Origin of the sequence: Mycolicibacterium xanthum (genome assembly GCF_019710635.1) — a bacterium.
Lineage (GTDB): Bacteria > Actinomycetota > Actinomycetes > Mycobacteriales > Mycobacteriaceae > Mycobacterium > Mycobacterium xanthum.
On sequence record NZ_JAIFZS010000039.1, the window covers coordinates 21130 to 43980 of the forward strand.

The following is a 22851-nucleotide window of genomic DNA, read 5'->3' on the forward strand; positions in this document are numbered from 1 at the left end:
CTTCCCTCGCTGATCGAGTCACGCGGGGGTTCGGTGCGCTCAGCCGATGCGCTGGGCGCCACGGTCACACCATTGCCACTGCAACGGTGATCGCCGGGATTCGCCGCGATACGGCGAACCGTCTGTCCACAAATTGAACACCTGAAAGAAGAGTGGTCGTCCTAGTGCCGGCGCAGGTAAAACACGCCGCGATTGCTGGACGAGAGCGAGGATAACCCGCATCCGGGCCGGAAGCAAGAAACAGGCTGATTCGCATGTTGCGTGTGTTACTCCCGATCAGACCGTCTCAGCTACCTGCGAACGGCCACACCGGAGGACCACGTCACGCCGTCCCCGGCCGACATCCTGGCGACCGTGAACCCGTGCGCGTTGCCGAACTCGACCGCCTCGGCCGGCAGTTCGGCGGCGGTGCTCAGCGCCAGCACTGCAGGTCCGGCGCCCGACAGCACCGCTGCCACCCCGCAACGCCGCAGCACCGCGAGGTATTCCGCGGACGCCGGCATGGCTGCTGCCCGCTGGGGTTGGTGCAGCACGTCCTCGGTCGCCACCATCAACAGGTCCGGGCGCTCGGTCAGCGCCACCACGAGCAACGCCGCCCGGCTGAGGTTGAATCGCGCATCGGTGTGACTGACCTGCTCCGGGAGCAGCACGCGGGTCTCCGCGGTGGACGAGCGCACCTGTGGGACCGCGGCGAACAGATTGACATCGGGATGCAGCTGGATCTGCGCCGCGGCGTATCGGGGCCCGCACTCCCCGGCGGCCGTCCAGGACACCACCGCCCCACCGAGCACCGCCGCGGCGGCATTGTCGGGGTGGCCCTCGAACTCTGCAGAGACCTGGACGAGTTCGGTGTCGGTCATCGGAGTCGAACCACCCTGCGCGGCAAGACCGTTGGCGGCGGCCAAGCCGCCGACCACGGCCGCGGCCGACGACCCGAGCCCACGGGAATGCGGAATGTCGTTGCGGCAGCGCACGCGCAGTCCCGCTGCACGCACGCCGGTTTGCCCTAACCCACGCTCTATCGCACGTACCACGAGGTGCGATCCATCCAGCGGTACCCGGCCCGCGCCCTCGCCCTCGACCTCCACGACCAGCCCGGATTCCGTTGTCTCGACGACGATCTCGTCATACAGGCTGACCGCGATCCCCATACTGTCGAATCCGGGGCCGAGGTTGGCGCTGGAGGCCGCGACCACAGCGGTGGCCGCCAGCCCGGAGGGCAGTGTGGGGATCAATGGAATCCGTTTCCCAACCTGTCCTACACCAGGCCGAGCTCGGCGACCACGGCCACCGGGTCGACGGGGACCGGAATCACGGCCGGCATGCCCTTGAGCGCGGTGTCGGGGTCCTTGAGCCCGTTGCCGGTGACGGTGCACACCACCGTCGACCCCCTGGCCACCCAGCCGTCCTCGATGGACTTCAGCAGCCCGGCGATGCTGGCCGCCGACGCGGGTTCGACGAACACGCCCTCGGCACGGGCGACCAGGTGGTAGGCCGCCAGGATCTCCTCGTCGGTGGCGGCCAGGAACCGGCCGCCCGACTGCTGCTGCGCCTCCACCGCCGACGTCCACGACGCCGGCGAGCCGATCCGGATCGCCGTGGCGATGGTCTCGGGATCGGTGACCGGTTCGCCGAGCACCAGCGGCGCAGCGCCGGCGGCCTGGGTGCCGAGCATCCGTGGCAACCGGGCAGCCAACCCGTCGCGGTGGTATTCGGTGTAGCCCTTCCAGTAGGCGGTGATGTTGCCGGCGTTGCCGACGGGCAGCGCGTGCACGTCCGGGGCGTCGCCGAGCGCGTCGACGATCTCGAACGCGGCGGTCTTCTGGCCCTCGATGCGGAACGGGTTCACCGAGTTGACCAGCGACACCGACGGGAAGTCGGCGGTCAGCTTGCGCGCCAGCTCCAGGCAGTCGTCGAAGTTGCCGTCGATCTGGATGATCTTGGCGCCGTGCATCACGGCCTGGGCCAGCTTGCCCATCGCGATCTTGCCCTGCGGCACCAGCACCGCGCAGGTGATCCCGGCCCGCGCGGCGTAGGCGGCGGCCGAGGCCGAGGTGTTGCCCGTGGACGCGCACAACACCGCCTGCTGGCCGCGCGCCACCGCCTCGGTGACGGCCATGGTCATCCCGCGGTCCTTGAACGAACCGGTCGGATTGAGGCCCTCCACCTTCAGATGCACTGTGCACCCGGTGTATTCGGACAACCGCGGGGCCGGCAGCAGCGGGGTGCCGCCCTCCCGCAGGGTGATCGGCGTCCACTCGTCCTCGACCGGCAGCCGGTCGCGATAGGCCGCGATCAACCCCGGCCAGGGCTGGTGCACGGCACGACGGGCAGTGGTACTCACTCGGTGGTCCCTTCCATCCGCAGGACGCTGTTGACGCTCTGCACGACCTCCAGATCGGCCAGCGCGGCAACGGTTTCGGACAATGCGGCGTCGGTCGCCTGGTGGGTGACGACGACGATTCGCGCGCCGCAGCGCTGACCGCCCTCGTCGACCATCCCCTCCTGCCGGACCTCGGCGATGCTGACCTCGCGCTTACCGAACTCCGCGGACACCGCGGAGAGCACGCCGGGCCGGTCGGCGACGTTCATGTTGACGTAGTAGCGGGTCACGATGTCGCCGATCGGCGCGATCGGCAGTTGGGCGTATTTGGATTCGCGGGGGCCGCGGCCACCGTGCACCCGGTTGCGGGCCGCCATGACCAGGTCGCCGAGCACCGCCGAGGCGGTCGGCGCGCCACCGGCACCCTGGCCGTAGAACATCAGCCGGCCCGCCGCCTCGGCCTCGACCACCACGGCGTTGAACGCGCCGTTGACCGCGGCCAGCGGGTGGTCCAGCGGCACCAGGGCCGGGTAGACCCGCGCCGAGACGCGCTGCTGACCGGCCTCGCCGGTGAGCCGCTCGCAGATCGCCAGCAACTTGATCGTGCAGCCCAGCGCGCGGGCCGAGGCGAAGTCCTCGGCGGAGACCTTGGTGATGCCCTCCCGGTAGACGTCGTCGGAGGTGACCCGGGTGTGGAACGCGATCGACGCCAGGATGGCCGCCTTGGCCGCCGCGTCGTAGCCCTCCACGTCGGCGGTCGGATCTGCCTCGGCGTAGCCGAGCGCACCGGCGTCGGCCAGTGCGGTGGCGTAGTCGGCGCCCGTGCTGTCCATCTCGGAGAGGATGTAGTTGGTGGTGCCGTTGACGATCCCGGCCACCCGCAGCACGCTGTCACCGGCCAGCGACTGGGTCAGCGGGCGGATGACGGGAATGGCGCCGGCCACCGCGGCCTCGAAATACAGGTCCACGTGTGCGTTCTCGGCGGCCTGCGCCAGCTCACCCGTGGATGCCGCCATCAGCGCCTTGTTCGCGGTGATGACGGACTTGCCCTGTTCCAGCGCGGCCAGGATCGCCTTGCGGGCGGGATCGACGGGGCCCATCACCTCGACGACGATGTCGACGTCGTCGCGGGAGACCAGCGCCTCGATGTTGTCGGTCAGCAACTCCGGATCGACGCCGCGGTCGGCGTCGATCCGCCGGACCCCGACGCCGCGCAGCACCAGGGGCGCGCCGATGCGCGCGGTCAGGTCCGCGGCGCTGTCCTCGATGATCCGCACCACCTGACTGCCGACATTGCCCAGCCCCAGGACTGCTACCCCGATCGCGTCAGTCACCGCTCTACCTCACTTCCAGACTCAACAGGTCGTCGAACGTCTCCCGGCGCAGGATCAGGCGGGCCCGCCCATCGCGCACGGCCACCACGGCCGGTCGGCCGATCAGGTTGTAGCGGCTCGACATCGAATAGCAGTATGCGCCGGTGGCCGCGACCCCCAGCAGGTCACCCGGGGCGACGTCGTCGGGCAGCCAGGCGTCGCGCACCACGATGTCACCGCTTTCGCAGTGCTTGCCGACCACCCTCGACAGGGTCGGTGCAGCCTCGCTGCGGCGCGAGAGCAGTCGCACGTCGTACTCGGCGCCGTAGAGCGCGGTCCGGATGTTGTCGCTCATCCCGCCGTCGACGCTGACATAGCGGCGGTACCGGTCGGTGGCGACCTCGACGTCCTTGACGGTGCCCACCTCGTAGAGCGTGACGGTACCCGGGCCGGCGATGGCGCGGCCGGGTTCGACCACCAGATCGGGGGCGGGCAACCCGACCGCGGCCGATTCGTTGCCCACGATCGCCAGCAGCTTGTCCGCCAGTTCGTGCATCGGCGGCGGGTCGTCCTCGGGCAGATACGCGATCCCCAGCCCGCCGCCGAGGTCGACGATCGACATCTGCGCGGTCTTCTCCAGACCGAACTCGGCGACGACGTCGCGCAGCAGCCCGATCACCCGGTGGGCCGCCAACTCGAACCCGGCGACGTCGAAGATCTGCGATCCGATGTGGCTGTGCAGGCCGACCAGGCGCAGGTGGTCGGTGGCGAACACCCGCCGCACCGCGGCCAGCGCCGCGCCGCTGGACAGCGACAGGCCGAACTTCTGGTCCTCGTGCGCGGTGGAGATGAACTCGTGGGTGTGCGCCTCGACCCCGACGGTGACCCGCACCAGGACGTCCTGCACGGCGCCGGCGTCCCCGGCGATCCGGTCGAGCCGCTCGATCTCGGTCATCGAGTCGACCACCACGTGGCCGACGCCGTGCTTGACCGCGGCGGTCAACTCGGCGACGGATTTGTTGTTGCCGTGCATGGCGATCCGCTCCGGCGGGAAGCCGGCGTGCAGTGCCACCGCCAACTCGCCGCCGCCGGCCACGTCGAGCGCCAACCCCTCCTGGTCGACCCAGCGGGCGATCTCAGTGCACAGGAACGCCTTGGCCGCGTAGCGCACATACCGGCCACCGCCGAACGCGACGGCGATATCGCGGCACCGGGCCCGGAAATCCGCCTCGTCGATGACGAACAGCGGGGTGCCGAACTCCGCGGCGAGTTCGGTGACGGGGACCCCGGCCATCGACACCACACCGTCGCCGCCACGAACCGTGTTGTGCGGCCACACGTTCGGCGCCAGCGCGGCGACCTCCGCGGCGGTCTGCGGCCGGTCCGGCGCCCCGCCGTGGTGGATCTCTTCGGCGTGCCTGGGGCCCGCGGGGTGAGCGATCACATCCGCTCCGGGGCGCTGACGCCGAGAATGCCCAGCCCGTTGGCGATCACCTGCCGGGTGGCCGCACACAGCGCCAGCCGTGCGGCGTGCAGATCACCGGGCTGCTCGTCACCCTGCGGCAGCACCCGGCACGAGTCGTAGAAGCGGTGGTAGTCGCCGGCCAGGTCTTCCAGGTAGCGCGAGACCCGATGCGGTTCGCGCAGACCGGCGGCCGTCTCGAGCACCCGGGGAAACTCGCCGAGGTTGCGGATCAGCGTGCCTTCCTTGTCATGGGTCAGCAGATCGAGGTGCGCGGTGTTCGGCGTAACGCCCAGCTCGGCGGCGTTGCGGGCCAGCGCGCAGAGCCGGGCGTGGGCGTATTGCACGTAGTAGACCGGGTTTTCGTTGGACGCGGTGGACCACAGCTGCAGGTCGATGTCGATCGGCGTGTCGACCGAGCTGCGGATCAGGGCGTAGCGGGCGGCGTCGACGCCGATCGCGTCAACCAGGTCGTCCAGGGTGATGACCGTGCCCGCGCGCTTGCTCATCCGGACCGGCTGGCCGTCGCGCACCAGGTTGACCATCTGCCCGATCAGCACCTCGACGGTGTCCGGGTCGTCACCCAGCGCCGCCGCGGCGGCCTTGAGCCGGGCGATGTAGCCGTGGTGGTCGGCGCCGAGCATGTAGATGCACAGGTCGAACCCGCGCCGGCGCTTGTCCAGGAAGTACGCGAGGTCCCCGGCGATGTAGGCGGGCTGACCGTCGCTCTTGATCACGACGCGGTCCTTGTCGTCACCGAAGTCGGTGGTGCGCAACCAGACTGCGCCGTCCTCCTGGTAGATGGAGCCGTTCTCCCGCAACCGGGCGATGGCCTCGTCGACGCGCCCGGAGGTGTGCATCGAGTCTTCGTGGGTGTAGACGTCGAAGTCGGTGCCGAACTGGTGCAGCGACTCCTTGATGTGATCGAACATCAGGTTCACGCCGACCGACCGGAAGGTCTCGCGCATCTCGGCCTCGGGCAGGGCGAGGGCGCCGGGGTCCTTGGCCAGCACCTGCGCGGCGATGTCGGCGATGTAGCTGCCCGCGTAGCCGTCCTCCGGGGTGGGCTCGCCCTTGGCGGCGGCGACCAGCGAGTTGGTGAATCGGTCGATCTGCGCGCCGTGGTCGTTGAAGTAGTACTCCCGCACCACCTCGGCGCCCTGTGTGCTCAGCAGCCGGCCCAGCGCGTCACCGACGGCCGCCCACCGGGTGCCACCGATGTGGATCGGCCCGGTCGGGTTGGCCGAGACGAACTCGAGGTTGACCTTCTGCCCGGTCATCCCCGCCGAGTCGCCGTAGCCGGCGCCCGCAGCGATGATGTCGCCGACGATGACGTTCTGCGCGGAGGCCTCGATGCGCAGGTTGACGAACCCCGGGCCGGCGACGTCGGCGGCGGCGATACCGTCCTGCGCGACCAGCGCCGCGGCCAGCCAGCCGGCCAGTTCGCGCGGGTTGGCGCCGGCCTTCTTGCCGATCTGCAGGGCCAGGTTGGTGGCGTAGTCGCCGTGCTCCGGGTTGCGCGGCCGCTCGACGGTGACGGTCGCGGGCAGCACGGCGGAGTCGAGGCCGTGCTCGGTCAGCACCGCGGCGGCGGTGGACTTGAGCAGCTCGGCCAGATCGGCGGGGGTCACGGGGGTCCATCCTATGGTCTGAGGTGTTCAGGCCCCGAATCCGTTTCCCCTTCCGCGGATGCGCTACGCTAGGCCACGCCCAACGGCGTCGTCGGTTGCAGTCAGCACCGCACACGCCCCCGTAGCTCAGGGGATAGAGCGTCTGCCTCCGGAGCAGAAGGCCGCAGGTTCGAATCCTGCCGGGGGCACCCTCTGACCAGCACAGATGCAACCCCGTGCAACTTGCTCCGGCGTGGCTCCGCGCCGAACGGAGCACCCCATGATCACCACCGCCGCCGCCGCCGCACTGACGTTCGGGCAGGCCGCCGCCCGCCTGGGCGTCGACGTCACGACCGTTCGCCGCTGGGTGGGCGCCGAGCAGTGCCCCACGGTCCGCGTCGGTAACGCCACCCGCATCCCGGCCGCTTGGGTCGACGGGCTGATCGCGGCCGGATGGCCGGTGTGAGCATGGAACCTGACCATCAAAGGAGGGCGGGGCAGGTCCAAACGCGCTTGACGCCGCGTATCTCAGGCGGGGCGGCCCGGCCGAGTCGAATAGTACTGGCCATTTACGTAGTAGTCCGTGGATGAGTTGCCCTCGTTGTCGCTATAGCTGCACGTGGAGAACCTTGTTCTGCCTTTGAGCGTGGTGGTGTATGTGCCGCCATTTGCGTCCTTGCACTCGCTCTTGATTGTGTTTTCGGAGAGCTTGTCGGCATTCGCCGTGGGTGCGTCTAGGGCCATGGCCCCGAGCGCGATGGCCGACGCCATGAGGGCGGGCGCAAGCCACCGTAACCATGCGTGACGACCCTGGATGGCGGTTGGCTCGAAGGTGGTGGTCATTGATCTTCTCCTGTCGGTCGGTCGCTGCTCAAGAGAAATGGTCGTGGATCAAGGAGCGGCTTCGTAATCGCCGGGAAGCCAGATTCCGCCTCCAAACAGGAAAGGTTGCCTATCCCCCAGGTAAGGAACCCCCGCCGCCGGGTGGCTTCGTGGCCGAGCGGAACCGGAGCCGTCAAAGAACCGGTCCACGCGGGCCACTCAAAACCGTTAATCCGCCGGGAGAGCCGCGACGTCCGGCCCCGCCGCGTCGCGCCGGACCACCTGCGTCCGCTCATCGGCATTCGCGGCGTTGATGTGCGGCGCCGAAACGGCTTCGTCATCGCTGGTAGCCACGTAGATCGCGGCTGTCGTAAGCGTGCGTGGTCGAGCACGTCGAGCAGCATCCGCCCGAATTGGCCAACGCCGTGCACATCGTCTCGAGTCGCGGGTTCATCGCCGGAATCGGCGCTCGAGTCCACCCTGTCCTGCGCCAATTGACCTGGCCTGCCGGGCCGGGGCGCAGCCAGCGTGTTGCTCGACGTCGCCGGTGAGCGACCGGCCCGGCAGGGTTCGTCACAACCGTTGACACCCAATGACATAGGCGATGACAGGTTTCACCCTCTTTGATATCCCCTAAGGGGTTCATCATCGGGGCGATCCGCCCGAACCGGCCCCAAAGCGACTGTACCGCAACACAATCCGGCTAAGCGATGAGTCGACAATCATTGCTGCACAAGGGGTTTCGCAATCACTCATCGGATTTGCGGGGGACAGACCGCTCCAAGACCGAAGTCACGTGGCACCGCCGACGGGTTGCACGACCCTGACCAGGCCCGCCTGCTCGCCCGATCAGCTCAGGATGTCGACGTTCGCGACGATTCGCGGGGGTACTGGATGTACCGATTCCTGGCTGGCCTGTTCGCCGGGTTCGCCATCACGCACCTCGGTTTCGCCTTGTTCGCCGACATGGATTCGCTGCGGTACTTCGGCAGGACCTGGAGCACCGGGTACGCGTGGGGTGAGGTTGTGCTCTTTTCCGCGCTCACACTGCTTTTCGCCTATCTCGGCTGGCGGACAAAGCCTCGGGGGCAACGCGAGCTCAGGACCTCGGGTTAGGCCTTTCAACCACGCGCACCCGAGCCGCCACGCCAACCCGGCGAGTCGCTCGGGTTCGGTGAACGCCACCGGATGTCGATCCTGCGCGGGATGCCGCTGGCCGTCGCGCTGCGGGTGACAGCGGCGTGCTGTGGCGCTGTGGCGCGTAGCCCTCGATGCGGCCTTGCGTCGACGGCACAGCCCACACGCACGGCCAGTACGACAGAGGTGTGGGCCGGCCCAAGGTGGTCACTCGCGCCGGGCCGACGCCCCCGCGCTCATGACGCCCAACCAGCGGACACCCGGTTAGGATTTGCCGATGTTTCGCATCGACGGGATCAACGGCGAGAGCATCGTGGTCGATGGTGTGTGGGTGGAGAAACTGCGGGCCAACAACTCGGTGGGCCGCAACCCCGCCGACAGGTACTCGGGCACCGACGTCAAGGAACTGAGCCGGCGCAAGAAGCTGTTCGGTGGCGAGCGTGAGCACCTCCTTCAGCTCACCATCGGAATCGGCTCGTTCTATTCACTGATCGTCCCCGCAGAGAAACGACCCGAGGTTGACGCGCTACTGGCCGAACTCGACGCCGCCCGCGAGCGCGCGACGTCCTGACGAGACGGCCCGCAGCCGGGAGTCGTTGCCACAACGGGAACGGCCCGTCAGGTCCGAATACCGACCGGGCACTATCTGACCTGCTCGAATGCCCGACGACAGCCCCTTCGCCCGCTAGGATCGTGCACCGCGGGCACTCCGCGTGGAGGAGGCGGCGGTGGACTCCGATCAGGCCATCAACATCGCACTGACGGTCATCACTCCGATCCTCACGGCCGGAATCGGCATCGGCGCGCTGGTGATCGGCGACTGGCGCGAACGGCGCACCCGAGCCGGCCGGCGCAAGCTCGCGTTCGAGGACGCCAGCAGGCAGATCGAGTTCGCCACCGAGTGGTTCAAAGCGAGCAAGGACATAGCACCCGACCAGGAGCAGCAGTCGGCCGTGCGGGCACACGAGTGGCTCGAGGAAGCCGCAGAGCTCGTCGCCGAGTCCAAGCCCCCCTCACGCGAGGCGCAGAAGCGTTCGGTCACCGTGCGCCGACTGTTACTCGCATATCCGATGCACCGCCGCAGTGCCCGGGTCCTGCGCGGTTTCTACTATTTCTTCCTGGGCGTCATGATCCTGCAGGTCTCCGGGGCCCTCGGCTCGGCCTTCGGCAGAACGGACACCCTCGGTGTCCCCAACTACATCTCCGGGGGCCTCGTCTACGCCGATCTGATCGGCATCGCGATGTACACGCTTGTCGCGATGGGCTTCCGGTTCCTGTCGCTGCGCGCCGAGACGTCGCCCGAGTCTGCGCCCCACGATCCGATGACGGTCCGGCGTGCGCTGTTGCTCCACCGACTCACCGGTATCAGGGCCAAGTTCGCCCGCCTCGTCTTCCACCTCTGGGTGATGTTGATCGTCCTGATCGCCGTGATAATGGTGGTGACCTCGATCGACGACCCGAGGGTCTTGCCGGCGAACGTCATCGTGCTCATCGCGTGGTGCGGCTGGGCGGTCGGTCTGCGCTATTGGGCCGTGTCCCTCGACCAGCGGGCGACGAGCAGCGCCGACCACGCGTGACGCAAAAACTCAGCCCAGAATGCTGTCGACGAACGCCTCGGTGCCCTGTTTCCAGGCGATGACGAAGTTGCCGACATCGTCTCGGCTGATGTCGAGGACCGGGCAGAAGCGGCCCTCGAGGTCGTCGGTGAAGAAATGTGGGGAACCGATCACGCCGCGGGCACGCCCCTCCTCCCAGTCGGCGTGCACGGCGGCCGACGCCGCCTCGGCGTCCAGCGGTTCGAGTCCGAATCGGGCCGCGATCGGGGCGACGACCTCGGGTCTGCCGATGTCGAGACCCTTCTCGAACACCGCATCGCGCAGGGCCAGGCCGACCTCCTCGCTCAGCACGGGATCTCCGCTGCGGTTCGCCGCGGCGGCCAGCGCAAACGCGGTCATGGAGGTGCGCGGGAAGGAATCGACCGAGAACCCGGTGAACAGGTCGGGGCGCACCGACGCCCGGAGCGCCGCGACCTCCACCCCGATGTGGTGCGCGTCGAGCGGCTTGCCGTTGATCAGTTCGAGCGGCCAGGCCCGGATGCGCAGACGCGGTTCGGTGTGCCCGAGTGCGGCGCGCCGGTCGATCAGCGTGTGCAGTCCGGCGTGGGTGAACGGGCACAGGACATCGGCGAAGACCTCAACGATACGCATCGTCGCAAGGGTATCCCCGACCGGTGAGCCGGCATTCGCGATGCCCTGCGCCGGGCTTCCGAGACGGCCCGGGGGCGGACCCGGCATCGCCGTTAGGGTTCACCGATGGGCACCTACGCAGTCACCGGGTCGGCATCGGGGATGGGGCGGGCGACGGCGCGGAAACTGCGCGACAACGGCCACACCGTGATCGGCGTCGACCTCACGGAGGCCGAAATCGTCGCCGACCTGTCGACCCCGTCCGGGCGCGCGACCGCCGCGGGCGACGTCCTGGCGGCTTGCACGGGGAGACTCGACGGGGCGGTGCTCGCGGCCGGGCTGGGACCGGCCCCGGGCCGCGACCGCCCGCACCTCATCGCGCAGGTGAACTACTTCGGCGTGGTGGAACTCCTCGAGGCATGGCGACCCGCGCTGGCCGCCGCCGACCGGGCCAAAGTCGTTGTCTTCTCCAGTAACTCGACCACGACCGTCCCCGTTGTGCCGCGCCGCACGGTGCGCGCCCTGCTCGCCGGCGACGGCGACAAGGCGATCCGCAGCCTTCGCGTGTTCGGTCCGGCCGCGCCGTCGATGGCCTACGCGGCCTCCAAGATCGCGGTCAGCCGGTGGGTGCGCCGGCATGCGGTGACCCGCGAATGGGCGGGTGCGGGCATCCGACTCAACGCGATCGCACCGGGAGCGATCATGACGCCGCTGCTGCAGAAGCAGCTCGACACCCCCGCAGAAGCCAAGGCCATCCATGCCTTCCCGGTCCCCATCGGCGGATTCGGCGACGCCGGGCGGCTGGCGGACTGGGTGCTCTTCATGCTCTCCGACTCCGCGGACTTCCTGTGCGGCAGCGTCGTTTTCGTCGACGGCGGGTCGGATGCCTACTTCCGTCCCGACGACTGGCCCAGGCCGGTGCCGGCACGCCGGCTGGCGTCCTACCTGTGGCGGTTCAAGAGATTCAAGGGTTATCCGCAGAGTTGATCGCGGTCACCCCTTCGGGCGGTCGTCCGGGCTGGACAGTCCTGCCGCGAAGGGTGGCTCACATCGGCGCCGGCGGCTGTGGCGGCTGCTGAGGCGGCTGCTGAGGCCGGGCCTCCGATGTCGCTCTGACCACCAGTGCCAGCATCACCGACCCGATACCGGCGACCTCGATCGTGGTGGGCGCCTGCGCCAGCACGACGGCGCCGACGACGGCAGCCGTGGCGGGCAGCAACGCCAGCAGCAGCGCGAATCGAGCGCGTCCGATGGTGGAAAGGACGGGCTGGTCCAGTGCGTACGGGATGGCGCTGGACAAGACACCCACCGCGGCCCCGTACAGCCACGTTCGGGGTTCGACCAGCGCCGTGGCATCGACGGCCAGCTGGATGCCGATGAGCAGCGGCGCCAGCGCCACCGACGCCGCGGCGATCCCGACGGCCAGCGAGTCCAGTCCGGCGCCGGCATCGGCCACCCGCTTGCCGAGCAGTATGTATCCCGCCCACAGGGCGGCCGCGATCAGCGCACAGACCACACCCACCCGGTCGACATCGGTCTGTACCCCGGCCAGCAACACAACACCGGCACCCACCAGGGTCACTGCCAGCACGTCGCGGGCACGGCGGGACCCCAGGGTGGCCACCGCGATCGGGCCGACGAACTCGATGGCGACCGCGGTGCCGAGCGGGATCCGCGCGATCGCCTCGTAGAACGCCACGTTCATCCCCACCGTGACGAAGCCGAAGCAGGCGGCGGTCCAGGCCTGTCGGCCGGTCCAGCGCCTCCGCCACGGCCGCCGCCAGGCGAGCAGAACCACCGCGGCCGCTGCCGCGCGCAACCACGCGACCGCTGCCGGATTCGTCGTCTCGAACAGGAACACCCCGACCGCGGCGCCCAGGTACTGCGACACGGCACCCACCACGAAGAACAGCGGGACCGACCACCGGGGTAGCGGTCCAGCCGGTTGCGCCATGGAACGAGTACACCAGGGCTACCCGGGCCCTTCCGCCCCTGCCAACCAACCAGGTGGTTAGTCTGGGCGATAGATCCGCCGACGCCGACGAGGAGGCCGGAATGCAGCTGGCACTGACGCCCGAGGAAGCCGCCTTCCGCGACGAGTTACGCACCTTCTACCGCACCCAGATCCCGGCCGAGATCCGCGAACGCACCCGCACCGGGGCCGAGGCCAACCGCGATGACATCGTCACCGCCCACAAGATCCTCAACGACCACGGGCTGGCCGTGCCGAACTGGCCGGTCGAGTGGGGCGGCAAGGACTGGACTCCGACACAGCAGCAGATCTGGCTCGACGAGATGCAGCTCGCCAGCGTGCCGGAGCCGCTGACGTTCAACGCCAACATGGTCGGCCCGGTGATCGCCGAGTTCGGCTCGCAGGACATCAAGCAGCGCTTCCTGCCGCCGACGGCGGCGCTGGACATCTGGTGGTGCCAGGGTTTCTCCGAACCCGAGGCCGGCTCCGACCTGGCATCGCTGCGGACGACCGCGCTGCGCGACGGTGACACCTACGTCGTCAACGGCCAGAAGACGTGGACCACCCTGGGCCAGTACGCCGACTGGATCTTCTGCCTGGTCCGCACCGACCCGAACGCCCCCAAGAAGCAGGCCGGTATCTCGTTCCTGCTGATCGACATGAACACCCCCGGCATCACGCTGCGGCCGATCAAACTGGTCGACGGCAGCTACGAGGTCAACGAGGTCTTCTTCGAAGACGTCCGGGTGCCGGCCGACCAGCTCGTCGGCGAGGAGAACCAGGGCTGGACGTATGCGAAGTTCCTGCTGGGCAATGAGCGCAACGGCATCGCCCAGGTCGGTCGCACCAAACTGCGTCTGGCCGAGGTCAAGGAGCACGCGAAGGCCGGCGGGCTGCTCGACGACCCGTTGTTCGCCGCGCGGCTCGCCGAGGCCGAAAACGACATTCTGGCACTGGAACTGACGCAGATGCGGGTGGCCTCGGGGTCCAAGGGCGGCAAGCCGAACCCCGCCTCGTCGGTGCTCAAGCTGCGCGGCAGCCAGTTGCAGCAGCTTGCCACCGAGCTCCTGGTGGAGGTGGCCGGGCCCGATGCCCTGCCCGTCGGCGCCGAGGACATCACCTCACCGGGGTGGGCCCAGCACAGCGGGCCGCGCTACCTGAACTACCGCAAGACATCCATCTACGGCGGCAGCAACGAGGTGCAGCGCACCATCATCGCGTCGACCATCCTCGGATTGTGAGGTGAGCTGTGGACTTTCAACTCAGTGAAGAACAGGTTCTGCTGCGCGACACCACCCGCGAGGTATTTTCGCGCGCCTACGATCCCGAGAGCAGGCTGAAGACCCTCGACACCGACCTCGGCTTCAGCCGCGAAGTGTGGAGCCAGTTGGCCGAGATCGGCGTTCTCGGGCTCGGCTTCGACGAGGATTCGGGCGGCCAGATCGAGATTCAGGTGGTGGCGACCGAGATCGGCCGACGCCTGGCACCCGAACCCGTCGTGCACGCCGCGCTGGGGCCGGGCACGTTGATCGCCGGGCTGGGCACCCCCGAGCAACGCTCGCTGCTCGACGAGGTCGCCGCCGGGGAACGGCTGCTGGCCTTCGCTCACCTCGAGCGCGGGATGCGGGGCCCGACCGCCGAGGTGACGACGAACGCAGCGCGCGAAGGTGATTCGTGGCTGCTGAGCGGACGCAAGAACCCGGTCATCGCCGGCGACTGCGCGCACACACTCGTCGTCAGCGCCGCGCTGCCCGACGCCGGCACCGGGCTGTTCCTCGTCGACGCCTCGTCGGTGGTTCGGCAGCCCTACCGCACCTTCGACGGTCGGCGCGGCGCCCAGATCGACCTGGATGCGACGCCCGCCGAACCGTTGGGCGAGGCGGCAGACGCCTCGGCGGCCGTCGGCGATGCGCTGGTGCGGGTCTCCTCGGCACTGTGCGCCGAGGCGCTCGGCGCGATGGAGGAGGCGCTGCGTCTGACGTCGGAGTACCTGACCCAGCGTAAGCAGTTCGGCGTCACGCTGAACACGTTCCAGACGCTCACCCAGCGGGCCGCCGACATGTACGTATCGCTGGAACTGGCCCGCAGCATGGCGCTGTACGCGGCGATGTCGATAGCCGACGGCGACCTCGACCCCACCATCGCGGCGCGGGCCAAGCTGCAGATCGGGCGATCGGGTCGACACATCGGCCAGGAAGCCATTCAGCTGCACGGCGGCATCGGGGTGACCGCCGAGTACCCCGTCGGGCACTACGCGGCGCGGCTGACCGCGATCGAGCAGACCCTGGGGTCGTCGCAGGACCAGCTGCACGTGCTGATGCGCCGGCTCGGCGACTACGAGGTCGTCACGATCTGAGCCGTGCCCGGCGGCCAGGTCACGGCTGTCAAACCCAGATCACGAGCGGCCGCAGGCCCGGGGCCTCGGTCGTCGCCGCGTGAAGAAGCCGCTTCTGCGTTAGCCACTGCATCGGCAGGCTAACTGTGAAATAGTCACGACGAACGCCTGATGTTCTTCGCTACCCGGGGGATGGCGATGTTGCTGAGGAATCCGGAATGCGTCGCTGAACGTGACGAATCGCATTGCATGAACGGACCGCGCATGCTCAGTGCAGAAGACGCGAGGCACCGCCCGGTCGGTGAGAAATCCGGCCGATGCGTGAAGTATGTCAGCCGATTCGGCGTGTTTGCAGTGGCGCTGGGAATCATGGGCGCACTTGCTACCGGCGCCGGAGTCGCTCGGGCCGACTCGGACACCGATCCCGCGAACTCGGGTACTTCCGCCACCGATCCACCGACCTCGGTTTCATCGTCCTCCGACTCGGGTGCACCGGAGACCGCATCACCGAACATCGGCTTGACGACGACCGGTGCCGGATCGTCGTCGGGCCCGCAGTCGTCGGTCACCGACACCTCGAAACCGTCCCCCGATTCGCCGGATTCGGACCTCGACCTCGATTCCCTCGGTTCCGATTTGTCCGACGAGGCGGGGTCCACGGATTCGCCCGACTCCGGCACGACGACGTTTGACGGCTCCCAGACTGCGCTGCCGTCGGCGTCGACGACGCCCGATGGGGCGGACGTCGCGACGATCCCGGAAGCCGCCAGCGACGACTCCAGTTCGAGCAGCACCACAGAAGAACCCGCCTCCGGCACCATCCAGACCGACCCCACTGACCCGGCAGTGGTCGAAACAACCGGCGGCACCGAGGGGTTGGCGCCCGGGGAACCGACCGCGGGAGAAACCGAACCGCCCGGCGAAACCGCCGCGGGCCAGCCCGAAATCACACAGACGCTCGCCGGGCCTTCGGCCGACCCGCCGGCGGTCGAAACCGTCGGCTCGTCCGGCGACGTCGGTCTGGAATCGTTGTCGGCCGAGGATGCGGCGATCGTCGAGCAACTGGCCGCCGCCGTCGCGCGGACGGTCGAGACCGACACGACCGCCACGGGCAGCTTGCCGACCCCCCAGCAGGTCATCGCCCAGATCCAGGACCAGATCGACTCGACGATCAATACCGTCAAGGCGCAGTTGAGCGCGCGGGTAACCGACTGCCTCTGCGAGGCAGTCAATCAAGTGCAGGTGTTCGTCAAGAACGTCGGCGACATACTCGGTCAACTGACGTCGCCCTCAGGCGATACGCCCGGACCCGAGAACCCGGTCATGTGGACGGTACTGGCATGGGTGCGCAAGCAAGTCGACGACGCCGTCGCCGCGTTCAACCGTTCACCACTTGGGAGTTGGCTACAGGAAGCCGAGGCCCAGATCACGAAGTTAGTCGACTCCCTCGGATATTCACCGTTGGGACGAATGCTCGTAGCGAATTACGCCGCATTCCTCGAACAATGCGGCGACTCCACAGAACTGCCATCCGACCTCGACCGCACCACTCTCGTCTCGGGCCTGAACGAACCGACGGACTTCGAACTCCTCACCGACCCGGACGATCCCGACCATGTCCACACGATCCTCATCACCGAGAAATCCGGCTCGATAAAGTCCTACGACGTTCACACCGGCGAGCTGACCACGCTGATAGAACTCGACGTGGTCAGCGCCGACGGCGAACGAGGTCTGGCCAGCCTCGCGGTGGACCCGAACTTCTGGAACGCCGGTCAAGAGGGATATCACACCGTCTACGCCGGGTACACCAACGCCGACAACTACGATCAGCTGTCCAGTTTCACCATGTCGGACTCGCTGGATTCACTCGGCAACGAGCAGGTACTGGTGACATCGACATTGCCGGCCCAGGAGCTCCACCACGGCGGTGAGCTCGAGTTCGACCCCGAAGGAAAGTACCTCTACTGGGCGGTGGGCGACAACACGACGAACACCAACTCACAGGATCTGAGCAACATCCACGGAAAGATCCTGCGGTTGAACCGGGACGGCACACCAGTCGACGACAACCCGTTCATCGAGTCCGACAACCCGAACACGCGGCTGATCTACGCCTACGGCTTCCGCAACCCGTTCCGTTTCGACTTCGCCCCGGACGGCACGCTGCTCGCCGGTGACGTCGGCGAGAAAACGTGGGAAGAGCTCAATGTCATTTCGCCTGAGGCCAACTACGGCTGGCCCTACGCCGAAGGCATCTGCGACGACTGCGGGTACACCAATCCACTGTATGCCTATCACCACCCGCCTGAGACCCGCTCGGGCTCGATCACCTCGGTGCTGGTGTACACCGGCGACGCACTCGGTGAGCAATACACCGACAAGGTGTTCATCGCCGACTACTCGCTCGGCTGGATCCGGGTGCTGACCGTCGACTCGCAGTACTCCAGCGTGATCGACGTGCAGACCTTCGACGGCTCCGCCGGAACGGTGGTGAAACTGGCAGAGGGGCCGGACGGCAACATCTACCAGCTGGACATCTATCCCGGAGCGATCTCGGTGATCGCACCCTCAGGCGGTAACCGCGCTCCCACAGCGGTGATCACGGCATCGGCAACATCGACTGCCGAGGATTCCCTCACCGTCGACTTCTCGGGCGCCGATTCCACCGACCCCGACGCCGGCGACACCCTGACGTACCTGTGGGACTTCGGCAACGGCACCACCTCCACCGAGGCCAATCCCACCGCGACCTTCACAAGGAACGCCGGCGACGACTTCACCGCCTACACGGTGACGCTGACCGTCAGTGACGGTGAGAAGGACAGCCAGGCGACGCAGCGGATCGTCGTGGGAAGCACGCCTCCCACGGCCACGATCTCGGTCAGCGATTTGACCTACGACGCCGGGGACACCATCGTTTTCAGCGCCAGCGCCACCGATGATCAGGATGGCGAACTTCCGGAGGCCGCGTACAGCTGGACGGTCGAGTTCCACCACCTCGACCACAAACATCCGTTCCTGAACGATGTCACCGGCTCCACGGGCACCATGACCGTTCCGACCAACCCCGACCAGCTCGACACCACCTACTACCGGATCATCCTGGTGGTGACCGACTCCAGCGGTCTGTCCACCACACAGTACGTCGATGTGAACCCGAACCTGGTCGAGCTCACGTTCGGTGCCAGTGACCCGGATGCGACCTACACCCTGGACGGCATTCCCCATCAAGGCACCTACACCGAGCGCGGCGTGGTCGGCGTGGTCCGCACCCTGGGAGCCGTGTCGCCGCAGACGGTCGGAGGCGAAGTGCTCGTATTCGACAGCTGGTCCGACGGCGGGGCCGCCACGCACACCGTCGTGACTCCGTCGACGGAGACCTCGTACACCGTGACGTACACGCCGGAGTCGGCCTGATCACCCGCCACGCCGACCCGCCGCCGTCCTGGCAGGTCAGGCCAGGTCGCTGATCACGTCGGCGACGCGGCGCACCTGGTCGAGGTCGGCGCTGGTCGGGATCAGGTGCACCTCGTCGGTGCCGATCTCGGCGAAGCGTTTCAACACCGCGTGGAGTTGATCTTCGGTGCCCGCCCACCCGGTCGTCGGCGCCATCGCGTCGACGACCGGGGCGGGGATCCAGTTCATGTACCGCAACAGGTGCCGGTGCACCTGTTGCCGCGGTGCGTCACCGTCGCCGACGGCGAACCAGAACGATGTGGCCAGGTGCGGTGGGTTTCGCCCCGCCCGGTCCCAGGCTTCCCTGGCGACGTCGAACAACGCGCTCTCCCGGTCCACATCCAGGTCCAGCGTGATGCCGGCCAGTCCGTCTGCCCAGGCGGCGGCGCTGCGCACCGTCTTGGGCCCCATCGTGCCGACGAGTAGCTGCGGCCCGCCCCGCTGTACCGGCGGCGGCCCGACCGGCAGCATCGCGCCGGTGAGGTTCTCTCCGGCCCAGACCCGCTTCATCACCGCCACCCGATCGCCGAGCCGGCGCATTGTCTGCGTCGCCGGGTCGGCCCCGACGGCGCGGTAGTCCTCGTGGCGTCCGCCCACCCCGATCCCGACGGTCAGCCGTCCGCCGCACAGCAGGTCGCCGGTGGCCAGTTGCTTGGCCAGCATCACCGGGTCGTGCAACTGTGGGATGACCACCGTGGTGACCAGCCGCACCCGGTCCGTCCAGGCCGCCAGCGCCCCGAGCAACGTCAGGCTCTCCGGGTTGTCGAACGCGATCCGCTCACCCCAGCACAGCGACGAGAACGGGCCGTCGTCGACGAACTGCGCCCACGCCTTGAGCGTCTCGCGGTCGAGGTCGGCCTCCATCACCGGCATCGTCATCCCGATCCGCACGTCCGCGATTCTGGCACGGAGCGCGGGGCCGCGGCGTCAGCGCGGCGGATCTGCGGCCGGTGGATCCTTCTGCGCCCGCACCGGGGCGGCCCCGGGCGGGGCGAACAGTCCGCGACGCACACCGCCGCGGAAGGTGCGCACCGCCACCAGCAGCCACGTACACAGCAGCCCCAGGTAGGCCAGCGCCGCGGCCACCCGAAACGCCGGCAGCCCGGTGTGCAGCGCCAGTTGGGTCGTCCCGGTGACGAAGGTACCGACCGGGAAGGTCAGGCTCCACCAGGTCAACGCGAACGGCATGCCGCGGCGCAGGGTGCGCACGGTCAACGAGGTGGCCAGCGCGATCCACAACACCGAGAATCCCCACACCGGCACGCCGTAGAGGACCGCGAACACGTTCATCCCATCGGCCAGGATCGGATCCAGCGTGAGGGCGGCATCGGTGCCGAGAAGCCCTGCGACGGTGATGGACTGCCCGAGCGGGCCGAGCACGATCCACAGCGTGGGCACCCGTGCCGTGCCGGAGGTCCCGAAGTGCGCCAGCCTGCTCCAGATCATCGTGATGATGATCAGCGAGGCGACCAGCGACATGCCGAACATCGCCAGGCAGCCGTAGAACATCGTGGTGCGGCCGACGCCGTCGGCCATGTGCGGGATCAGCAGCGCACCGGTGGCCGCCGACACCATCGGCGGAACCACCGGCATCAGCCAGCCGCCGAACGCGGCATCGGGTCCGACGTGGTACTGGGTGAACATCAGAAACGGGATGCTCGCCGCCGTCCACAGACCACCGACGGTGCCCGCGGTCCACAGCACCCAGGCCAGGTCGACCGCGGCGCGCTGACCGATCAGGTCCACGCCGACCAGCAGCGCCCCCGCACCGACCGTGAGCAACGCCATCGGCGCGGCGCCGTAGAAGTGCGCCATCTGCGGGTTGTGCGCGTGGCTGCGGGCCACCACGGGGTTGCGCACCCAGTGCGCACCGGTCGCGCCGACGAGCACCACCAGCCACACCGTCGCGGCCACCCACACCACCAGCGCGAAGGTGCGCAGCCCCGGGATGTGCACCGGCAGCGAGGCGCCCGCGGTCGCCACGATGCCGGTCCCCATCACCGAGGCGAACCAGTTGGGCCCGAGATAGCCCAGCACGCTGTGCCGGTCCGCTGTCGGTTCGGCGGTCATGCCGTCAGTATGGACAGCGACGAGCGCGCGCGTAGTGCCGGCGTTGGCGGCGTGTCGACGTACAGACCCGCACGCTCACGGGGGAGGTGCCCGCCCACGCGGGAGGTGCCCGCTCACGGCGCTCCCGGAGCAGAGGGGGTGGTTAACCCCCGGGGGAATGTCGGGAAAACGCCGTGTCGCCCGCGTGCCCGGGTCCATAGGTTGGATGCCATGGTCGCTCTCACAGACATTGATACGGGCCCGGCCGCGCCACCGGTGGGTACCCGCGCGATGGGTGTCTTGCCCAGCGCGTCGCTGATCGCCGGTGGCGCGCTGGCGGCGGTCTGGTTCTGGATACCGCTGGCAATCCTGGTGATCGGCATCTCGTCGATTCCGAGCATCATCGGCTTCGCGGTCGCCGGCGTCGTCTTCATCTACCTGATGCGCGGCGTCGGCCGCGCCGAACGCCTCCGCAGCGAGGCGGTTTTCGGCATGGGCATCGGGATCCCGCCGCGCCGATTGTCGCCGTACAGCGGAATCCAGCGCTGGGCGCATCAGCTGTGGCTCGACGTGAGCAGCGCGCAGTTCTGGAAGTCGGTGGCCCACCACTACCTGCGAATGATCTACGACGGCCTGGTCGCCGGCCTGGCGCTGGCCCTGCTCGCCTTCACGTTCCTGGCGCCCGCGGCCGCGATCGCCATCGGCCACAGCGACGCCGACGCCGGCTTGTCGTTCGTGCCGACCCCGGTGGCCTGGCTGCTCGCGCTGGTCGCCCTGGTGGCCGCCGTGGCGCTGGTGGTGTTCGCGCCGGCGCTGGACGCCCGGATCGACCGCTGGCTGCTGTCCCCCTCGTCGACCGCGCAGCTGAAGTACGAGGTCAGCGCGCTCGCCGACGCCCGGCAGGGAGCGGTGACCTCGGCGCAGAACGAACGCCACCGCATCGAACGCGACCTGCACGACAGCGTGCAGCCCCGGCTGGTGTCGCTGGCGATGACGATCGGGTTGGCCCAGACCAAACTCGACACCGACCCGCCGGCGGCCAGGGCGCTCATCGCCGAGGCCCACGACGACGCGAAGAGCGCGCTGGTGGAGTTGCGCAATGTGGTCCGCGGCATCGCCCCGACCATCCTGGCGGACCGCGGCCTGGATGCCGCGCTGTCCTCGGTGGTGCAGCGCGCGGTCAACTCCGGGGTACCGACCACACTGAGCGTGCACCTGCCGCGACGGCTGCCCGAGGAGATCGAGGCGTGCGCCTACTTCGTGGTCGCCGAGGCACTGACCAACACCACGCGGCACGCGGGGGCCGCCCACGCCGCGGTCACGGTGCGTCTCGACGAGTCGTCGGGCCTACTACACGTCACCGTGTTCGACGACGGATGCGGCGGCGCCGGGATCGCCGACGACGACGGGGCTTTCGCGGCCACCGGGCTGCGCGGGCTCGACGAACGCGTACGCGCCGCACGCGGCACCTTCAGCGTGTCCAGCCCGGTCACCGGACCGACCGTCGTCTCGGCGGTGTTGCCATGCGGATCGTGATCGCCGAGGACTCGGCCCTGCTGCGCGCCGGGATCGAGCGGATCCTCACCGACGCCGGCCACCAGGTGGTCGGCGGGGTTCCCGACGCCACCAACCTGCTGCGACTGGTCAACGAACACCGCCCGGACCTGGCGATCGTCGACGTGCGGATGCCACCCACCTTCACCGACGAGGGCATCCGGGCGGCGGCCCTGCTGCGCAGCCAGAACCCGGAATCGCCGGTGCTGGTGCTCTCGCACTACGTCGAGGAGCGTTATGCCGCCGACCTGATCGCCGCGGACACCAGGGGGTTCGGCTACCTGCTCAAGGACAGGGTCGCCGACGTGCCGGCATTCCTCGACGCGGTGTCCGTGGTCGGCGCCGGCGGGACCGTGCTCGACCCGGAGGTGGTCTCGCAGATCTTGGTGCGTTCCCAGCGCCGCAACGCCCTCGACGCGCTGACCCCTCGCGAGCACGAGGTGCTGCAGCTGATGGCCGAGGGAAAAACCAACTCCGCCATCGCGGCGGCACTGCACATGTCGGTCGGATCGGCCGAGAAGCACATCGCCTCGATCTTCGCCAAGTTGAATCTCCCCCCCGACGAGAACGGGAACCGCCGCGTACTCGCGGTGCTGCGATTCCTCGAATCCTGAAGTAGCGAAAGGACT

20 protein-coding genes and 1 tRNA gene are annotated in these 22851 nt (G+C 68.7%); 11 read left to right on the forward strand and 10 right to left on the reverse strand.

The features are described from left to right. Positions 1–290: 290 nt before the first annotated feature. From thrB to argS, 5 genes are read right to left on the reverse strand one after another with little or no spacing between them, the layout of a single operon-like run. Complete coding sequence (thrB, locus tag JDV09_RS15845) at positions 291–1235, reverse strand: homoserine kinase (RefSeq protein ID WP_221370099.1); 945 nt, start codon at positions 1233–1235, stop codon at positions 291–293. 23 nt (positions 1236–1258) lie between these two features. Further along, positions 1259–2344, reverse strand: a complete 1086-nt coding sequence (thrC, locus tag JDV09_RS15850; RefSeq protein ID WP_221370100.1) for a threonine synthase — start codon at positions 2342–2344, stop codon at positions 1259–1261. Next, positions 2341–3657: a homoserine dehydrogenase gene (locus JDV09_RS15855; protein WP_221370101.1), complete on the reverse strand. Its 1317-nt coding sequence runs from the start codon at positions 3655–3657 to the stop codon at positions 2341–2343. Before JDV09_RS15855 ends, thrC begins: the two co-directional genes overlap by 4 nt. A gap of 4 nt (positions 3658–3661) precedes the next feature. Then, a complete protein-coding gene (lysA, locus tag JDV09_RS15860) occupies positions 3662–5080 on the reverse strand; it encodes a diaminopimelate decarboxylase (RefSeq protein ID WP_221370102.1) in 1419 nt (472 codons plus the stop codon). Continuing rightward, positions 5077–6729, reverse strand: coding sequence for an arginine--tRNA ligase (gene argS, locus JDV09_RS15865; protein WP_221370103.1), 1653 nt, complete (start codon positions 6727–6729; stop codon positions 5077–5079). The genes lysA and argS overlap by 4 nt, the downstream gene beginning before the upstream one ends. Positions 6730–6844: 115 nt before the next feature. Here argS and JDV09_RS15870 point away from each other — a divergent pair. Both JDV09_RS15870 and JDV09_RS15875 read left to right on the forward strand, forming a co-directional pair. Then, a tRNA-Arg gene (locus JDV09_RS15870) sits at positions 6845–6917 on the forward strand. A gap of 71 nt (positions 6918–6988) precedes the next feature. Beyond that, entirely contained in the window at positions 6989–7174 is a 186-nt protein-coding gene (locus JDV09_RS15875; protein WP_221370104.1) for an excisionase family DNA-binding protein, read from the forward strand. Between the two features lie 62 nt (positions 7175–7236). On the opposite strand, the gene JDV09_RS15880 is transcribed toward JDV09_RS15875, so the two are convergent. Beyond that, positions 7237–7551 carry a hypothetical protein gene (locus tag JDV09_RS15880; RefSeq protein WP_221370105.1) on the reverse strand — a complete coding sequence of 105 codons (315 nt, stop codon included), beginning with the start codon at positions 7549–7551 and terminating at the stop codon, positions 7237–7239. Between the two features lie 792 nt (positions 7552–8343). Between JDV09_RS15880 and JDV09_RS15885 the strand changes: the two genes are divergently transcribed. The 3 genes from JDV09_RS15885 (at position 8344) to JDV09_RS15895 (ending at position 10244) form a co-directional block, all read left to right on the forward strand. Next, positions 8344–8646 carry a hypothetical protein gene (locus JDV09_RS15885; RefSeq protein WP_255605449.1) on the forward strand — a complete coding sequence of 101 codons (303 nt, stop codon included), beginning with the start codon at positions 8344–8346 and terminating at the stop codon, positions 8644–8646. Positions 8647–8944: 298 nt separating this feature from the next. Then, positions 8945–9238: a hypothetical protein gene (locus tag JDV09_RS15890; protein ID WP_221370106.1), complete on the forward strand. Its 294-nt coding sequence runs from the start codon at positions 8945–8947 to the stop codon at positions 9236–9238. A gap of 157 nt (positions 9239–9395) precedes the next feature. Next, complete coding sequence (locus JDV09_RS15895; RefSeq protein WP_221370107.1) at positions 9396–10244, forward strand: hypothetical protein; 849 nt, start codon at positions 9396–9398, stop codon at positions 10242–10244. A 9-nt stretch (positions 10245–10253) separates the two neighbouring features. Here the strand turns inward: JDV09_RS15895 and JDV09_RS15900 are convergent, their stop codons facing one another. Further along, positions 10254–10874, reverse strand: coding sequence for a DsbA family protein (locus JDV09_RS15900; RefSeq protein ID WP_221370108.1), 621 nt, complete (start codon positions 10872–10874; stop codon positions 10254–10256). 105 nt (positions 10875–10979) lie between these two features. On the opposite strand from JDV09_RS15900, the gene JDV09_RS15905 reads away from it, so the two are divergent. After that, a complete protein-coding gene (locus JDV09_RS15905; RefSeq protein WP_221370109.1) occupies positions 10980–11840 on the forward strand; it encodes an SDR family oxidoreductase in 861 nt (286 codons plus the stop codon). A gap of 58 nt (positions 11841–11898) precedes the next feature. Here the strand turns inward: JDV09_RS15905 and JDV09_RS15910 are convergent, their stop codons facing one another. Beyond that, on the reverse strand, positions 11899–12807 hold the full coding sequence (locus tag JDV09_RS15910) for an EamA family transporter (protein WP_221370110.1): 909 nt from the start codon (positions 12805–12807) through the stop codon (positions 11899–11901). A gap of 101 nt (positions 12808–12908) precedes the next feature. On the opposite strand from JDV09_RS15910, the gene JDV09_RS15915 reads away from it, so the two are divergent. The 3 genes from JDV09_RS15915 to JDV09_RS26860 all read left to right on the forward strand — a co-directional run bounded on the left by JDV09_RS15915 (position 12909) and on the right by JDV09_RS26860 (position 18580). Next, positions 12909–14066 carry an acyl-CoA dehydrogenase family protein gene (locus JDV09_RS15915; protein ID WP_221370111.1) on the forward strand — a complete coding sequence of 386 codons (1158 nt, stop codon included), beginning with the start codon at positions 12909–12911 and terminating at the stop codon, positions 14064–14066. Positions 14067–14074: 8 nt separating this feature from the next. Beyond that, positions 14075–15181, forward strand: a complete 1107-nt coding sequence (locus JDV09_RS15920; RefSeq protein ID WP_221370112.1) for an acyl-CoA dehydrogenase family protein — start codon at positions 14075–14077, stop codon at positions 15179–15181. A 348-nt stretch (positions 15182–15529) separates the two neighbouring features. Beyond that, positions 15530–18580 carry a PQQ-dependent sugar dehydrogenase gene (locus JDV09_RS26860; protein WP_304620183.1) on the forward strand — a complete coding sequence of 1017 codons (3051 nt, stop codon included), beginning with the start codon at positions 15530–15532 and terminating at the stop codon, positions 18578–18580. Between the two features lie 36 nt (positions 18581–18616). Here JDV09_RS26860 and JDV09_RS15930 read toward each other — a convergent pair whose 3' ends face one another. Beyond that, positions 18617–19492 carry an LLM class flavin-dependent oxidoreductase gene (locus tag JDV09_RS15930; RefSeq protein ID WP_221370138.1) on the reverse strand — a complete coding sequence of 292 codons (876 nt, stop codon included), beginning with the start codon at positions 19490–19492 and terminating at the stop codon, positions 18617–18619. Positions 19493–19546: 54 nt separating this feature from the next. Then, entirely contained in the window at positions 19547–20689 is a 1143-nt protein-coding gene (locus JDV09_RS15935; RefSeq protein WP_221370113.1) for a TDT family transporter, read from the reverse strand. Positions 20690–20899: 210 nt separating this feature from the next. Here JDV09_RS15935 and JDV09_RS15940 point away from each other — a divergent pair, with 210 nt between their 5' ends. Then, positions 20900–22204, forward strand: coding sequence for a sensor histidine kinase (locus JDV09_RS15940; protein WP_221370114.1), 1305 nt, complete (start codon positions 20900–20902; stop codon positions 22202–22204). Beyond that, positions 22192–22836 carry a response regulator transcription factor gene (locus tag JDV09_RS15945; protein ID WP_221370115.1) on the forward strand — a complete coding sequence of 215 codons (645 nt, stop codon included), beginning with the start codon at positions 22192–22194 and terminating at the stop codon, positions 22834–22836. The genes JDV09_RS15940 and JDV09_RS15945 overlap by 13 nt, the downstream gene beginning before the upstream one ends. The last annotated feature ends 15 nt before the right edge of the window (positions 22837–22851 follow it).

Coding starts and splice junctions, on each gene's coding strand:
- JDV09_RS15875 (WP_221370104.1), top strand. CDS start 6,989: ATGATCACCACCGCCGCCGCCGCCGCACTGACGTTCGGGCAGGCCGCC.
- JDV09_RS15880 (WP_221370105.1), bottom strand. CDS start 7,551: ATGACCACCACCTTCGAGCCAACCGCCATCCAGGGTCGTCACGCATGG.
- JDV09_RS15890 (WP_221370106.1), top strand. CDS start 8,945: ATGTTTCGCATCGACGGGATCAACGGCGAGAGCATCGTGGTCGATGGT.
- JDV09_RS15900 (WP_221370108.1), bottom strand. CDS start 10,874: ATGCGTATCGTTGAGGTCTTCGCCGATGTCCTGTGCCCGTTCACCCAC.
- JDV09_RS15905 (WP_221370109.1), top strand. CDS start 10,980: ATGGGCACCTACGCAGTCACCGGGTCGGCATCGGGGATGGGGCGGGCG.
- JDV09_RS15910 (WP_221370110.1), bottom strand. CDS start 12,807: ATGGCGCAACCGGCTGGACCGCTACCCCGGTGGTCGGTCCCGCTGTTC.
- JDV09_RS15915 (WP_221370111.1), top strand. CDS start 12,909: ATGCAGCTGGCACTGACGCCCGAGGAAGCCGCCTTCCGCGACGAGTTA.
- JDV09_RS26860 (WP_304620183.1), top strand. CDS start 15,530: ATGGGCGCACTTGCTACCGGCGCCGGAGTCGCTCGGGCCGACTCGGAC.
- JDV09_RS15930 (WP_221370138.1), bottom strand. CDS start 19,492: ATGCCGGTGATGGAGGCCGACCTCGACCGCGAGACGCTCAAGGCGTGG.
- JDV09_RS15935 (WP_221370113.1), bottom strand. CDS start 20,689: ATGACCGCCGAACCGACAGCGGACCGGCACAGCGTGCTGGGCTATCTC.
- JDV09_RS15940 (WP_221370114.1), top strand. CDS start 20,900: ATGGTCGCTCTCACAGACATTGATACGGGCCCGGCCGCGCCACCGGTG.
- JDV09_RS15945 (WP_221370115.1), top strand. CDS start 22,192: ATGCGGATCGTGATCGCCGAGGACTCGGCCCTGCTGCGCGCCGGGATC.